The sequence below is a fragment of the Staphylococcus sp. GDY8P67P genome (genome assembly GCF_017892545.1).
Classification (GTDB): Bacteria; Bacillota; Bacilli; order Staphylococcales; family Staphylococcaceae; genus Staphylococcus; species Staphylococcus ureilyticus.
The window spans coordinates 67,225-82,946 of sequence record NZ_JAESLH010000032.1 but is presented as its reverse complement, the minus strand read 5'-3'; the positions used below and the strand labels follow the sequence as shown (position 1 = coordinate 82,946).

The window sequence follows — 15,722 nt, the reverse complement described above, 5'->3', positions numbered from 1 at the left end:
TGAGTAAGTGACTCGGATTGCTTGTATACCTAGTGTTTGCCCCTTTTGCTTAGCACCTAGTATTGTTTTAAATATTGCTCTCTTTCCCATTCAGAAACTTGAGTTCTATAATAATCCCATTCAATAGATTTAGAATTTATAAATTGATTATAAATGTGATTACCCAAAGCCTCTTTAATAGAATCATTATCTTTCATTGCTTTAATAGCAGTATATAATGTTGATGGTAAATCTTGAATACCAACGGCTTCACGTTCTTCACGATTCATTTCATATATATTTTGATTTACTGGCTCAGGTACTTCTAATTTATTTTCAATACCATCTAAGCCCGCTTGTAAAATAGCCGCTAATGCTAAGTATGGATTGGCTGCTGGATCTACTGAACGAACTTCTACACGTGTTGATAAACCACGTGAAGTTGGTACACGAATTAATGGCGAACGGTTTTTACCACTCCAAGCAATATAGCATGGTGCTTCATAACCTGGAACTAAACGTTTATAAGAATTAACCAATGGATTACATACACCAGTTAAACCTCGTGCATTTTTTAGAATACCTGCGATAAAATGATATGCATCTTTAGTCATTTCCATATCGCCTTCAGGATCGTAAAAGGCATTTTCTTTACCCTTGAAGAGTGACATATTGAAGTGCATGCCGCTTCCGTTCACACCAAATAATGGTTTAGGCATAAATGTTGCATGAAGATTGTGTTGACGTGCAATTGTTTTAACAACTAATTTAAATGTTTGGATATTATCACACGCAGTGATAGCATCTGCATATTTAAAATCAATTTCATGTTGTCCTGGTGCCACTTCATGGTGACTTGCTTCAATATCAAAGCCCATGTCCTCTAATTCTAAAACAATATCACGACGACAATTTTCACCTAAATCTGTAGGCGCAAGGTCGAAGTAACCACCATTATCATTTAATTCTAATGTTGGTTCACCTTTTTCATCTAATTTAAACAAGAAGAATTCAGGTTCTGGTCCTAAATTAAGTTCACTAAACCCTAAATCTTGCATGTTTTTTAATACACGTTTCAAGTTTGCACGTGGGTCACCTTCAAACGGTGTGCCGTCTGTTTTATAAACATCGCAGATAAGACGAGCCACTTTGCCTTGACCTGCTGTCCATGGGAAAATAACCCATGTATCTAAATCTGGACATAAATACATATCTGATTCTTCAATACGGACGAAGCCTTCGATTGAAGATCCATCAAACATCATTTCATTGTCTAAAACTTTTTCTAATTGGCTTACTGGTACTTCCACGTTTTTAATAACACCTAAAATATCAGTGAATTGCAAACGTAGGTATCTGACATTTTCTTCCTTAGCGAACTTGTGTATGTCTTCCTTGGTAAATGTACGTTTTGCCATTATAAATGTCCCCCATTAATTTTATTTGATAAATCGAGATAAGTCACCACGATTTATCGGAATCGCTTCTCGTTGTGGTTTCTGTGTAGCATCAACAATCATTTGTTTTCTCGTTTCTTGTTCATCATCAGAAAGGTGATCTTGTTCGTCATTTAAAATCTGTTTAATACCTTTTAAATTAAAGCCTTTTTCTATCAATCTTTTTATCTCTAAAAGGCGTTCCAAATCGTTTAACGAAAAAAGTCGTTTATTTCCTTCTGACCTATGTGGTTTAATCAGTTCATGTGTCTCATAATAGCGAACTTGTCTAGCAGTTAGTTCACTTAATTTCGTAACAACACTCATAGAGAAGACCGGCATGCTTCGTCGTATCGTATCTTTTGACTCCAATCCAATCACCTCTATTTTTGAACTTGTATTTAATTTAGCATAATTCTTAAAGCAATTCAAAAATATGTCAGGTTTTCTAACATATACTTCAAACCATTGATTTAATTAACTTTATAATGCACTTCCTACATTTAATCGCAGAATTTTCCGAAATTTTTTCTATAATTAGAAATAGCCACATATGCATTTTAATTTGCTATTTGACATAGCTATAAATACAATGTGGCCTCTCTTTAAATTTATTAAAATATTTTTTCAACAGCTCTTGTTACAGCTAATTTAACGTGTTCATACGTTAAGCCACCTTGAACATAAGCCTCATACGGTGGTCTTATAGGACCATCTGCTGATAATTCAATTGAAGAACCTTGAACAAACGTACCCGCAGCCATAATGACATCATCTTCATAACCCGGCATATAAGATGGTTCAGGACTAAAATGTGCGTTAATCGGTGAAGCTGCTTGAATACTTTGGCAAAATTGAATCATCTGTTCCTTCGTATCAAAAGTGACCGTTTGAATTAAATCCGTTCTAGGCACATCAAATCTTGGTGAGGTGTGCATATTCATTTGTTCTAGTAACAAACTCGTAAATAATGCACCCTTCAAACTTTGGCTCACAACATGTGGCGCTAAGAAAAATCCTTGATACATTTCTTGTAACGAATATAGTGAGGCACCAGCTTCTTTACCAATTCCTGGCGCAGTTAAACGGTATCCACATCTTTCCACCAATGTTTCATTTCCAACGATATAACCACCGATTTTAGCTAGCCCTCCACCAGGGTTTTTAATTAAGGAACCAGCCATTAAATCAGCGCCGCACTCTATAGGTTCTCGTTCTTCTACAAATTCACCATAGCAATTATCTACAAATATTATGATTTCAGGATATTGCGCTTTTATTTGTTGAATTGCACTTTCTATTTTTGTTAAATCTATGGATGGTCGTTGATCATAACCTTTCGAACGCTGAATAGCGATGACCTTAGTTTGTGGTGATATTTTAGTTAATACCTTATCAATATCGATTTCACCGTGCTTTAAGTCTACTTTATTATATATTACTCCGTGTTCTTTTAAACTTTCTATACCATTACCATTAATACCTATCACTTCTAATAATGTATCGTAAGGATTACCTGTAATATACATTAATTCATCCCCATATTTCAAAGTACTTTGTAAAGCAATTGTAATCGCATGCGTACCAGAAATAATCTGAGGGCGCACTAATGCGTCTTCCGCCTTAAATGCATGTGCATATACAGCTTCTAAATGATCTCGACCTATATCATCATATCCATAACCCGTTGTGCCAAGTAAGTCACTTTCGGATACTTTAACAGCGTGGAACGCGTCCAACACTTTTTCTTGATTGATATAAGCAATCTCTTCTATATTTTTAAAATAAGGTTCTAGTTTTGCTTCTGTATCTGCTATTAATTGTTTCATATTTTTCATCGTAATTCTTCTTCCTATTCTTTTTTAAACCCTTTTACAGTATATGTTGCATCTTTCTCATTAAATATGATTTCTGTGACGAGTGTATGTTGTTTCAAGAAATATAATCTATCCGCATCAGCACTTGAGACATTTTCTTCATAAAAAGTTAAAGCTGATTTAACTTGCTCTATAAGTAATTGTTTCACTTTGTCTTCATCTTCTTCATTTTTACTTGAAACAAAAACTGATGGTAAATGAGTTGTTGGCATAGTTCCTTCGTGTAAATCTTTTTTATTAAAAATAATAGCTTGTGGAATATGCCCCATATCTAAGTCACCTATGATTTGGTTTACTGTATCATACTGAACTCGATATTCAGGATGACTAGCATCCACAACATGTAATAGCAAATCTGCGCCTTTCGCCTCTTCTAAAGTGGATTTAAACGCAGCAATGAGTGTAGTTGGTAGTTTTTGAATAAAACCAACCGTATCAGATATGATTAGGTTAAATCCATCATTGATTTGAATTTGTCTTGTTTTAGGATCTAGCGTAGCAAAAAGCAAGTTTTTCTCATAAGTAGCTTCATTCGCCAATGCATTAAACCAAGATGATTTACCAGCGTTTGTATATCCAATAAGTGCTACTTGAAACACATTATTTTGTTCACGTTTGTTGCGATATCGCTCTCGATGTTCAACCACCGTTTCTAATTGATGTTTGATTTCATTCATACGTGTTCTAATATGACGACGATCCATTTCTAACTTAGTTTCACCTGGACCTCTCGTTCCGATGCCACCACCTAATCTTGATAAACTGCGCCCATGACCTTGAAGTCTAGGTAATAAATAATCTAATTGCGCTAATTCTACCTGAAGCTTACCTTCTTTACTTCTTGCTCGAAGTGCAAATATCTCTAAAATCAGTTGTGTTCTGTCGATAATTTTAACGTTCAGATTACCATTTAATGTTTTTGACTGGGCTGTAGTCAATTCATCATTAGCAACAACTACATCTATATCATTCATTTCTATATAAGCTTTTATGTCCTCTAATTTACCTTTTCCAACGTAATATTTATTATCAAAATGTTGTCTGTTCTGGGTGAATTCAGCTTGTACATTTAATTGGCATGTTTCAGACAATGAAGCTAATTCTTCCATTGTTGATTCAAAATCAAACACTTCATCGGTTTGAGCTTGTACGCCAACTAAAATTGCTGTCTCTAATTCTTTTTTAGTCGTATGTGTTTGTTGGCTCATAACATGCACCTCTTTCAAAGTTTTCTTTGCTATTTTATCATAGTGTTTATATAAAGACTATCTTCTCAAATTATGTTAAATTAATAATAAGAGGTGACACGATATGACTATATACGATATAGAAGTTCAAAAACCAAATGGCGAAACTTACAAGTTAGAAGAATATAAAAATAAAGTATTACTAATTGTCAATACTGCAAGTGAGTGTGGCTTCACACCACAATTTGAAGGACTACAACACTTATACGACAACTATAAAGATCGAGGATTTGTTGTGCTAGGTTTTCCATGTAACCAATTTGGGGGTCAAGAACCAGGTACGGGTGAAGAAGCTACTCAAAACTGTAAAATCAACTATGGCGTTTCTTTCCCAATGCACGAAAAAATTGATGTCAAAGGCGAAAATCAACACCCTTTATATCAATTTCTGACAGAACAACAAAATGGATTTTTCAATGAAAAAATCAAATGGAACTTTACCAAATTTTTAATCGATAGAGAAGGTAATGTAACTAATCGATATGCGCCACAGAAAAAACCGAGCCAAATTGAAGCTGATATTGAAGCGTTATTATAAATAAATTACTGATTTAAAGAAGAAAGCTACACTTGATAATTTCTATCAAAGTGTAGCTTTCTTCTTTTAAAGTATGCAAAAATAAATTGTTTTTTTAATGTTATACTTCTTCTACTGCATCATCAAGTGTGAATGTACTGATAGCATGTTTATAAATAAGATGTTGCTTTCCTTGTGTTAATAAACAAACCAAATTGTCATCATAATCTTCGATAATACCTTTCATTTGAAAACCATTCACTAAAAATACGATAACTTTCGTTTGATCAGCCTTAAATTGTCCTAGGAATTTATCTTGGATGTTTTCTGTTGTATTCATGTTATGTTCTCCTTTTCTTTATTTGGACTGAAACTTCATCTAACATCAATGAAAGTGACATTATCTCTCTATCTAACCATACTACGTCGAGCTTGTTTTTGAACCAAGTCATTTGTCTTTTAGCATAATTTCTAGAATGCTTTTTCAATTTATTTGTTGCTTCGGCTAGACTAGCCTCATTTTTAATTACAGGTAACATCTCTTTATATCCGATAGCTTGCATACTTTGACAAGTCTCAAAACCATCTTCAACGAGTTGTTTCACTTCATTTAGTAATCCGCGTTCCAACATTATATCTACACGTTTATTAATTCTTTGATATAAAGTTTCGCGTGACATTTCTATCCCTATTAATAATGTATCATAATTTTCTGTATATTGTTGATTTTTCTTGCGTGAACTTAAAAGTTTTTTTGTTTTTAAATAATATTCAATCGCTCTACGTACCCTTTTACGATTATTTGGGTGAATAGTATCAGCTGAATCTTTATCTATCGAAACTAAATAATCATGCAATACTTCATTTGATAATGAATCTAATTCATTTAGCGTATGGTCTACTTTAATTTGTTGTGCTTCAGATATCGTTTCATCTTCGAAAGCATAATTATAAATTAATGATTGGATATACAAACCTGTACCGCCTACGATGATAGGCATATGACCTCTAGCCGTAATTTCATCTATTAAATTTTGCGCTCTATTTTTAAAATCATACGCAGAAAATGTTTCATCAGGTTCAAGAATATCTATCATATGATGTGGAATATCCGCCATCTCTTCTCTATTTATTTTTGCTGTTCCAATATCCATATGTTTATAGACTTGCATAGAATCTCCGCTAATAATTTCACCATTAAATCTTTTAGCCAATTCGATGCTTAATTCTGTTTTACCAACAGCTGTTGGACCAACTAATGCAATTATAAAAGGTTTATCGCTCTGCACTTATATCAACTCTCTTTATGCTTTATCTACTCTGTTATATTTTTTTAAAATTTGTCTTTCTATCCAATCATACATATGTTGCCACGTAGTCGTAGCATCTTTTTCAAATAATACTTCATGTCTTTTATTTTTGTATAAATGTACTGTAATATGATGAATTTTACCCTTTTTATATAGTTTTCCTAAATGTCTAATCCCTTTTCCATAATTGCCTATCGCATCATCTTTTCCAGAAATTAGTAAAATAGGAAGATCTGACTTCATTTTTTTTATGTTTTTTAATTTGCTTGTCTGTAACATATACTTTACTGTTTCAAAAATCAGTTGATTTGAGACTAAAAATCCAGTAAAAGGGTCTTTTTCAAATTTTTCAACTTCTTGGTCATCGCTGGATAACCAATCATTTTTCGATTTGTTGTTTTCTATATTTTTATTGAAAGTTTTATACATTATTTGGTTTAACCATTTCAAACGACGTCTTTTACCAGTTATTAAAGTGATAAGTTTTAAAATTATTTGTACGCATTTCCCTAAAAACTTAGGGTATTGCATTGTTCCTGATAGAATCATGCCTTGTGCAACATCTGGATATTTTTGGGTGAAAATTCTAGCAATAATAGAACCCATTGAATGCCCCAATATAATATATGGCGTATGCACAGTATCTGAATACAACGTCTGTGCAATTTCAAAAGTATCATCTGCCACTTGCTCCATACTATCAATGTGACCACGTTCATATGATGCTATATCTTTACCATGCCCTCTATGGTTGTGTCGTAGTACATCATATCCTTGTTGGTTTAATGAATCAATAAGAGCATCATATCGATCCATATGTTCTGCCATGCCATGAAGTAAGTGTATAACACCAATCGTGTCTTTTTTCGCCTTATTCAATTTCACTTCTAAAGTCGTTCCATCTGCAACAGTGATTTTAAACTCATTTCCACTCATGTTTTACCCCCAAATCACGTTTCATTTCATTCATCATACATTATACAATATACCTTCAAAATACACTGTTTTCAAATACAATGCTATTCGGCTTATCACTGGTTACAGCGCTATTATTGATAAAATTAAATGCAAAACCTCATTAAAAATATAAAAACCCCTCCAAAGTCTACATTTTTTAATGTCTACTTTGAAGGGAAAGAACTATTGTTCAAAATTTGAATCTACTAACTCATTATTGGATAAGGAACAAATGTTAGATTCGGACAATATTTAATTTATTCTTTAACTGCAGGTTGATTATTACCTGTTTGTGCTTCATCAATTGCAGTTTGAAGTTCTTTTGTAAACAAGTCTTTTTGAATATCTGTGTAACCTAGTAATTCAGCCATTACATCAATAACTTGATCTTTATAATTGAGAACGTCATCTATTTTGAAATAAAGTTTACCAGTACGACGAATAAAGAAATCTGTTGGACGATGAACCATTTCGTTTTGAATAGAATAAATCAATTCTGTGTAAATATCTAAAGGTAAACCAGATTCTTGATATTGTGCTGTTTGAGCAATTTTGAATAATTCTTCTACATTTGAACCGTATTTCGTTGCGAAATGACGTGCTGTCGCATCATCTATTTGATAAGCTTTAGCATCTTCAACTTTTTTATCAATAAATTGATCAAAGTTTGCACTACCACCAACATCTCCACCAGAAATTGGTAAGTGTTTTGTAGCACATTTATCAAATTTCAAACCGTATTCTGATTTTAAGCGTTTAGATAATAGGTCTACAATTTCTAATGCCATATGACGATAACCAGTTAATTTACCACCAGCAATTGTAAGTAGGCCTGATTTACCTTCCCAAACTTCATCTTTACGAGAAATTTCTGATGGGTCTTTACCTTCTTCTAAAATTAATGGTCTTACGCCAGCCCATGATGACTCAATATCTTCATCAGCTACATTTACATCTGGGAACATATAGTTGATCGCATCAATTAAGTAATCTCTGTCTTCTTGTGTAGCTAATGGTGATGTTTTATCGTTATCGTAAAATGTATCTGTTGTACCTACGTATGCTTTACCTTCACGAGGAATCGCAAAAATCATACGTCCATCTTTTTCAGTATCAAAGTATACTGCTTGTCCTAATGGGAATTTTGATTGATCAATAACAATATGAACACCTTTTGTTAAACGTAATTGTTTGTTATTACGTGCATAATCACCACTACGTACTTCATCTACCCATGGGCCACTTGCATTGATTACTTTTTTAGCCTTAATTGGATAAGTCTCACCAGAAATTTGGTCTTCTGCATGAATACCGTTGACCTTTTCATTTGAATCATATGTGAAATGTACTGATTTCGTATGATTGATTACTGTGGCACCTTTTTCAGCTGCACGTTTCATGACTTCAATTGTTAAACGCGCATCATCTGTACGATATTCAACATAAGATCCGCCACCTTTTAATCCTGATTTTTTAACAAGTGGCTCTTTCGCTAACGTTTCTTTAGCATTTAACATTGTTTTACGTTCTGATTTTTTAACGCCTGCTAGTCTATCATACATTGCTAAGCCAATAGATGTAGTAAATTTACCCATAGAACCACCTTTATGCATTGGCAATAGCATACGTTCAGGTGTCGTTACATGAGGCCCATTTTCATATACAATTGCACGTTCACGTCCAGTTTCTGCTACAACGCCAACTTGCAATTGTTTCAAGTAACGCAAACCACCATGCACTAATTTTGTTGAACGTGAACTTGTACCTTGTGCAAAGTCTTGCATTTCTACTAACGCGACTTTCATACCTCTTTGTGTTGCATCTAATGCAATACCTGCACCAGTAATACCTCCACCGATAATGACAACATCAAAAGTATCATTTTTTAAATCTTGCTTAATCTGTTCTCTTTTCAAAGTTGATAAACTCATAAAATCTAGCGCCTCCTAGTAGTAATAAAAAAAGAGAGACCTATCCCATACATATATAATTGTACGAACAGTGTCTCTCAATTCTCATCTCGATAATATTAACTTACCCTTATTATAGCATAAGAAACTTAGATAAGTCTAATTCTTTTATTCTTCGTCTAGCTTAAAGACTTGAGTGGCCTCTACAGCTTTTTTCCAGCCTTTGTATAATTTATTTCTTTCTTTTTCTTCCATATCTGGATTAAATTCTTTTTCAAGTTTCCAACGGTTAGCAATTTCATCTTTACTATCCCAGAAACCTACAGCTAAACCAGCTAAATAAGCTGCACCTAAAGCTGTTGTTTCGTTAATTTCTGGACGTTCCACACTCACGTTTAATAAGTCTGATTGGAATTGCATAATAAAGTTATTTTTAACAGCACCACCGTCGACACGTAGGTTATTTACTGTAATATCAGAATCTTTTTCCATTGCTTCAAGCACATCACGTGTTTGATAACACAATGATTCTAATGTAGCACGAATAAAGTGTTCTTTTTCAGTACCACGCGTTAAACCAAAGATTGCTCCACGTGCATCAGCATCCCAATATGGTGTTCCTAAACCTACGAATGCTGGCACAACATAAACACCTTCCGTAGATTCTACACGTTCCGCGTAATTTTCTGATTGTGGTGCAGAATTAATCATTCTCAATCCATCTCTCAACCATTGAATAGCTGATCCTGAAACAAAGATAGAACCTTCAAGTGCATAATTAACTTTTCCGTCTAGTCCATAGGCAATTGTTGTTAATAATCCACTTTCAGATGCTACAGCTTCTTCACCAGTGTTCATCAGCATAAAGCCACCTGTACCGTAAGTGTTTTTTACATCTCCACGTTCAAAGCATGCTTGACCAAATAATGCTGCCTGTTGGTCACCTGCAATACCAGCAATTGGAATTTCTTGTCCGAAGAAATGATAATCAATGGTATTTGCATAAACTTCACTAGATTCTTTAACCTCAGGTAACATAGTATTTGGAATTTCTAATATATCCAATAATTCTTGGTCCCATTCTAAATCATGGATATTATAAATCAACGTACGGCTTGCATTCGTATAATCTGTAATATGAGCTTTACCACCAGATAATTTCCACACTAGCCAAGAATCAATAGTACCGAATAATAAATCTCCATTATCAGCTTTCTCTCTAGCACCTTCCACATTATCTAGAATCCATTTAACTTTTGTTCCAGCAAAATATGGATCTAGTAAAAGACCTGTTTTTTCTCTAAATTTATCTTCTAAACCTTGTTCTTTTAATTCTTGACAGATGCCTTGAGTTTGACGAGATTGCCAAACAATCGCATGATACACTGGTCTTGATGTTTTCTTATCCCATACTACCGTAGTTTCACGTTGGTTTGTAATACCAATACCAGCTATTTGATCTGCACCGATGTTTTCTTCATTTAAAACTTCCGCCATAACAGCTAAAACGGACGTCCAAATTTCATTGGCATCATGTTCTACCCAGCCTGATTTTGGAAAATATTGTTTGAATTCACGCTGTGCAACTCCTTTAATTTTTCCATCTTGATCAAATAGAATTGCTCTCGAACTCGTAGTGCCTTGGTCGATTGACAAAATATATTTTTCCATAATGATTAGCTCCCTCTTCAAATGTTCGTAATACGAATTACATATGTAATTCACATTGATATATATATTTCTCTGTACCCAATTTTTATTAGTTCACTCAACTAATAATTTTATATTAATACAATGACAATAATATCTAGTTATATTTTAACGTAAATACACTTAAATTAAACGTAATTAATATATAGTTTCTATACCTTTAGCATTTTTCGCTTTATTTAACGTTACGCCTAAAATAAGTGTGATAATTAATAATACGATAGCAACTACCGACATTGTATCAAATGCACCTTTGTAAAATAATCTGTAAATCACTGCACCAATCATACCACCAGTTACAGGCCCTAACACAGGTACAATTGCATATGACCAATTAGAATCACCTTTACCTGCGATTGGTAAAATCGCATGTGCAATACGTGGACCTAAATCACGAGCTGGGTTAATTGCATAACCTGTTGGCCCACCTAGACTTAATCCAATTGCAACGATTAAACTACCGACAATTAATGGATTTAAACCATCAGCAATTTTGTTCATACCAATGAATAAAAGCCCCATTGTTAAAATACCTGTACCAATAATTTCACTCATGAAGTTTGCAAAATAGTTTTTAATGGCAGGTGCTGTAGAAAATACAGCTAATTTTGTGCCTTGGTCTTCTGTGGCTTTCCATTGTGCTAAATACATTAACCAAACTAATGCACCACCAACGATACCACCTAGAATTTGACAGATAATATAGCCTGGCACCATAGCCCAACTAATGGCACCATCCATGGCAAATGCTAAAGTAACTGCAGGATTTAAATGTGCACCTGAAATATTACCTACCGCGTACACTCCCATAGTAACTGCTAATCCCCAACCTGTAGCAATAACAATCCAATCTGCGCCATTCCCATTACTTCTTTTTAAGTTGACGTTTGCAACAACGCCTCCCCCAAATAGTATAAGTATTGCTGTTCCCAAAAATTCAGCAAAATATTCACTCATAAAGACTCCTCCTAAAATAAGACAGGGAGACCCCTACAATTATATCCAGTTGTGAACCACCGGTTTAATTACTGTAGAAATCTCCCATCTCTGTTCTAAATATTAACTTGTGTACATCTTACACCGTTGTTGTAAGCGTTGTCAAATACTTTGTAAAAAAGTTGTCACAACTCAAGTTGATATCACACTATTTTCATCAATACTAAATTGACTAGTCAATGGGTCAATTTGTGCCGTTAACCCATAAGGAATCGCATGTTTGGGCTCGTTATGACCAAATGATAAATTATAAAAAACTACCATTTTAGGATTATTACTTTTTTTAATTATTTTTAATATCTCTCTTTTATAATTTTCATAATATACATTATTAAATGGCTTACCAAAAATCATACCATTCAGGTGATTTAAAATCCCTTGCTTCAGCAATTCCTCTAAATATTTAGCAAACATATCAGGTGTAGGTGTGTCTTCTGAGGTTTCTAAAAATAATATTGCACCATTAAATGCTTCAATTTCAGGAAATATTGATGTATGCATTAAATCAACAAAAGTTTCTAGATTTCCACCTAAAAGGTGTCCGCTCACTTTTTTATTTCCATTTAATATTTCGTATCCTTTTTGTTCTATTTTAGCTCTACATGTATATTTGTTTTGTTTATTCCATTTTAATCCATATGGTCTCATATAAAATGCTGGTTCTATTTTTCCTATTTTATTTGTATTAAACCAACACTTGTTAATATTCTCTACTGTATATGTATCCATTGCTATATTTTCTGCAAAGTCAGTAAGTAATGCCTGACCATAAAAACTAACTATTCCCATTTTATAAAACATCAAATGTACTGTTGTTGTATCTGAATAACCACTGAATATTTTAGGGTTGTTTGCAATTGCTTGGAAATCTACATAAGGTAAAATACGTATCGCATCTTCTCCGCCAATACAACTAATAATAGCTTTAACTTCTTGATCTTTTACTGCTTCATTTAAATCTTTAGCTCTACATTCTGGATGATTGTGAATAAACGCTACACCTTTTAAGGCATTTGGCATTACTTTGACTTTTAAGCCAAATTCATTTTCCAAACGTTGAATGCCTTGTCGAGTTCGCCATAACATATTACTTTCACCTGCTAAACCAGAAGAAAGAGACACAATTGCTACTGTGTCTCCTACTTTCAATTGCTTTGGTTTTATCATTGTCGTCATCCCCTTATACTCGTTCACAATGATTGATTACAAATAAATGAATCAATAATATGGAAATAGTTAAATTTTTATCATTTTAGTGACAATACATGATTCGATTACCATAGTGATCGGTCACTAGTTGTAATATATTTTGCACCATTTGAAACTGCAACATCTACTTCTTCTTTGCTATTTATGAGCCCACCTGCAATTACTGCAGTATTCGTTTCTTCGTTAATGATACGTATTGCTTTAGTAGCAATACCAGGTAAAACTTCCACAAAATCTGGTTCTACACGCTTAATCAATTCGATACTTCTAGATAGTGCATGACTATCTAATACAAACACTCTGAACACGGTTGTAGTATTTAATGATTTTGCTTTATTAATTACTTTTGTCTTAGTTGAAACGATGCCTTTAGGATGATAATTTTGAATGATATATTCACAAGCAAATTCATCATGGCTCATACCTTTGATTAAATCGATATGCATGTATGTTTCAATCTTATTCTTGTTTAATAGACCCATAATACTTTTAACATGTCCGATATGCGCATCTAACATGACACATGCCTTGTAATCGGTCATCGTTAATTTTTCTAAATCTTTCATTGAGCGAACTGCAGGCAAAATATGCGGTTTCAACATGAATTCCTCCTTAGACAATACGTTTAAATAGGCGTTCTAATTCATAATTTGAGAAATTAATAATAATGGGTCTACCGTGTGGACAGGTAAATGGGTCTTCAGTGTCTCTCAATTGATTAACTAAATCTGCCATCTCGTTATTTTTTAGATAGTGGTTAGCCTTGATTGATTTTTTACAGCTCATCATAATCGCAGCTTCTTCACGAATTTTTCTCACGTCAACTTTTTTATGTTCTAATACATATTCGATCATATCCTTGATGATTTCTTCAGCTTCTTCTTTAGGAAACCATACTGGATAGCTATCTACAATGTAATCATGTCCACCAAATGGTTCTAAATGCACGCCTACTTTATCTAATTCATCTTTATATTGATTAATTATCATTAATTCATCTTTTGAAAAATGGAAAGTTAATGGAATCAATAAATTTTGATTTTCATTTACAACATCACCAATTTTTTCTCTGAAATATTCATACTTTATTCTTTCTTGAGCTGCGTGTTGATCAATCATAAACATACCATTTTCATTTTGAGCGATGATGTAAGTGCCATGCACTTGTCCAACAATTTCCATATAAGGTATTCTACGTGTTGGCGAAGCACTCACGCGCCCTTTAATATCTTCTTCACCATTGTCTTGTAAAATGTTATCCGCGGTTGATACTTCGTTATCAGTAGAATCACTACTTGTCGTTTCTAAATCATAAAGCAAATCATTTTGTATTTTCTTATAATCATCATAATCATTTTGTGACTCTTGAATGCCGCTTCGTTCATTATCCGGTTGATTTATATAGGATGTTGAATTGTCTGCACTTGCGTTATTTGCATTATTCACGTTTGGTTCACTTGACTGCTCAACATTTTGCTCAAGGTTATTTTGTTGTTGCCGTTTTTCGAAGTCCATTTTCTGTTGCTCAAATTGGTCTAATACCTTGTTTTTCTTCGTCATTTTATCCATATCATTTTGAGGAATTAAAATACGATCTTTAAATGCTTCACGAATTTTTGTCACAATTAATTCAAAAAGCTGGTCTTCTTTTGATAACCTTACCTCTAGTTTAGTTGGGTGCACATTAACATCTACCAATATCGGATCCATTTCAATGTTGATATAGCATATTGGATAACGACCGACCATTAATAAAGTATGATAGCCCTCTAAAATTGCTTTATTTAATAAGAAGTTTTTAATATATCTGCCATTAATAAAGATAGAAATATAATGCTTATTACTTCTAGAATGTTCTGGCTTTGCAAAATAAGCATCTAAATGATAATCACTTGTATCACCCGTTACATGAACTAGATCTTTTGCAATTTTCATACCATAAATTTCTGCCATGACTTCATTTGTTCTACCTGATCCATTTGTTTTTAATATTGTTTTACCATCAGAAACTAGTGAAATACGGATATCAGGATGACTCATAGCCATACGGTTCACGATATCTGTAATCTTTCCAAGTTCTGTATAGAGACTTTTAATATATTTTAAACGTGCTGGCGTATTATAAAACAATGACTCTACCAAAATATCTGTGCCTCTTTTTGCTTTAGCTGGTTTTCGATTTAAAACTTCCCCATTTTCCACATAAATTTCTTGGCCTTCTTGATTATCTGTACATGTTTTCAATGTCACCTTAGAAACTGAAGAAATACTAGCTAAAGCCTCACCGCGAAATCCTAATGTGCGAATATGGAACAAATCATCATCTGCATCTAATTTACTTGTTGCATGGCGATGGAATACTAAGTCTAAATCATCGATTTCTATACCAGTACCATTGTCAACCACACGTATAGAAGCGACTCCTGATTGTTCAACCTCTATGTTTATTTCTGTCGCTTGAGCATCAATTGCATTTTCTAATAATTCTTTCACAACCGATCCAGGTCTTTCTACTACTTCACCGGCTGCTATTTTATTTGCTAAAGATGTCTGTAATTCTTTTATTTTACCCAT

The 15,722-nt window shown here is 33.5% G+C and carries 14 protein-coding genes; 1 reads left to right on the top strand and 13 read right to left on the bottom strand.

Annotated features, from left to right (window positions below; translation table 11 throughout):
- Window positions 1-56: 56 nt before the first annotated feature.
- The 4 genes from glnA to hflX form a co-directional block, all read right to left on the bottom strand.
- The gene (gene glnA, locus KA833_RS12910) at window positions 57-1,397 is read right to left on the bottom strand and encodes a type I glutamate--ammonia ligase (RefSeq protein WP_046208586.1); all 1,341 of its coding nucleotides are present in this window, start codon (window positions 1,395-1,397) and stop codon (window positions 57-59) included.
- 21 nt (window positions 1,398-1,418) lie between these two features.
- Entirely contained in the window at window positions 1,419-1,787 is a 369-nt protein-coding gene (locus KA833_RS12905; RefSeq protein ID WP_073342234.1) for a MerR family transcriptional regulator, read from the bottom strand.
- A gap of 242 nt (window positions 1,788-2,029) precedes the next feature.
- A complete protein-coding gene (locus tag KA833_RS12900; RefSeq protein ID WP_210128538.1) occupies window positions 2,030-3,253 on the bottom strand; it encodes a methionine gamma-lyase family protein in 1,224 nt (407 codons plus the stop codon).
- Between the two features lie 14 nt (window positions 3,254-3,267).
- Entirely contained in the window at window positions 3,268-4,500 is a 1,233-nt protein-coding gene (hflX, locus tag KA833_RS12895) for a GTPase HflX (RefSeq protein ID WP_070658467.1), read from the bottom strand.
- Window positions 4,501-4,603: 103 nt separating this feature from the next.
- Here hflX and KA833_RS12890 point away from each other — a divergent pair, with 103 nt between their 5' ends.
- A complete protein-coding gene (locus tag KA833_RS12890; RefSeq protein ID WP_070658465.1) occupies window positions 4,604-5,077 on the top strand; it encodes a glutathione peroxidase in 474 nt (157 codons plus the stop codon).
- 100 nt (window positions 5,078-5,177) lie between these two features.
- Here the strand turns inward: KA833_RS12890 and hfq are convergent, their stop codons facing one another.
- The 9 genes from hfq to mutL all read right to left on the bottom strand — a co-directional run bounded on the left by hfq (window position 5,178) and on the right by mutL (window position 15,722).
- Complete coding sequence (gene hfq, locus KA833_RS12885) at window positions 5,178-5,396, bottom strand: RNA chaperone Hfq (protein WP_046208590.1); 219 nt, start codon at window positions 5,394-5,396, stop codon at window positions 5,178-5,180.
- A gap of 1 nt (window position 5,397) precedes the next feature.
- On the bottom strand, window positions 5,398-6,345 hold the full coding sequence (gene miaA, locus KA833_RS12880) for a tRNA (adenosine(37)-N6)-dimethylallyltransferase MiaA (RefSeq protein ID WP_210128539.1): 948 nt from the start codon (window positions 6,343-6,345) through the stop codon (window positions 5,398-5,400).
- A 15-nt stretch (window positions 6,346-6,360) separates the two neighbouring features.
- A complete protein-coding gene (locus tag KA833_RS12875; protein WP_046208592.1) occupies window positions 6,361-7,302 on the bottom strand; it encodes an alpha/beta hydrolase in 942 nt (313 codons plus the stop codon).
- A gap of 278 nt (window positions 7,303-7,580) precedes the next feature.
- The gene (locus KA833_RS12870) at window positions 7,581-9,254 is read right to left on the bottom strand and encodes a glycerol-3-phosphate dehydrogenase/oxidase (protein WP_064209015.1); all 1,674 of its coding nucleotides are present in this window, start codon (window positions 9,252-9,254) and stop codon (window positions 7,581-7,583) included.
- A 147-nt stretch (window positions 9,255-9,401) separates the two neighbouring features.
- Window positions 9,402-10,904: a glycerol kinase GlpK gene (gene glpK, locus KA833_RS12865; protein ID WP_046208594.1), complete on the bottom strand. Its 1,503-nt coding sequence runs from the start codon at window positions 10,902-10,904 to the stop codon at window positions 9,402-9,404.
- A gap of 177 nt (window positions 10,905-11,081) precedes the next feature.
- Window positions 11,082-11,900 (bottom strand): MIP/aquaporin family protein, encoded by an 819-nt coding sequence (locus KA833_RS12860; protein WP_064209016.1) that lies wholly within the window; start codon window positions 11,898-11,900, stop codon window positions 11,082-11,084.
- A 171-nt stretch (window positions 11,901-12,071) separates the two neighbouring features.
- Window positions 12,072-13,106 (bottom strand): S66 family peptidase, encoded by a 1,035-nt coding sequence (locus tag KA833_RS12855; RefSeq protein WP_145381296.1) that lies wholly within the window; start codon window positions 13,104-13,106, stop codon window positions 12,072-12,074.
- 107 nt (window positions 13,107-13,213) lie between these two features.
- Complete coding sequence (locus tag KA833_RS12850) at window positions 13,214-13,747, bottom strand: glycerol-3-phosphate responsive antiterminator (RefSeq protein ID WP_046208731.1); 534 nt, start codon at window positions 13,745-13,747, stop codon at window positions 13,214-13,216.
- Between the two features lie 13 nt (window positions 13,748-13,760).
- A complete protein-coding gene (gene mutL, locus KA833_RS12845) occupies window positions 13,761-15,722 on the bottom strand; it encodes a DNA mismatch repair endonuclease MutL (protein WP_210128540.1) in 1,962 nt (653 codons plus the stop codon).

Coding starts and splice junctions, on each gene's coding strand:
- glnA (WP_046208586.1), bottom strand. CDS start 1,397: ATGGCAAAACGTACATTTACCAAGGAAGACATACACAAGTTCGCTAAG.
- KA833_RS12900 (WP_210128538.1), bottom strand. CDS start 3,253: ATGAAAAATATGAAACAATTAATAGCAGATACAGAAGCAAAACTAGAA.
- hflX (WP_070658467.1), bottom strand. CDS start 4,500: ATGAGCCAACAAACACATACGACTAAAAAAGAATTAGAGACAGCAATT.
- KA833_RS12890 (WP_070658465.1), top strand. CDS start 4,604: ATGACTATATACGATATAGAAGTTCAAAAACCAAATGGCGAAACTTAC.
- hfq (WP_046208590.1), bottom strand. CDS start 5,396: ATGAATACAACAGAAAACATCCAAGATAAATTCCTAGGACAATTTAAG.
- KA833_RS12875 (WP_046208592.1), bottom strand. CDS start 7,302: ATGAGTGGAAATGAGTTTAAAATCACTGTTGCAGATGGAACGACTTTA.
- KA833_RS12870 (WP_064209015.1), bottom strand. CDS start 9,254: ATGAGTTTATCAACTTTGAAAAGAGAACAGATTAAGCAAGATTTAAAA.
- glpK (WP_046208594.1), bottom strand. CDS start 10,904: ATGGAAAAATATATTTTGTCAATCGACCAAGGCACTACGAGTTCGAGA.
- KA833_RS12860 (WP_064209016.1), bottom strand. CDS start 11,900: ATGAGTGAATATTTTGCTGAATTTTTGGGAACAGCAATACTTATACTA.
- KA833_RS12855 (WP_145381296.1), bottom strand. CDS start 13,106: ATGATAAAACCAAAGCAATTGAAAGTAGGAGACACAGTAGCAATTGTG.
- mutL (WP_210128540.1), bottom strand. CDS start 15,722: ATGGGTAAAATAAAAGAATTACAGACATCTTTAGCAAATAAAATAGCA.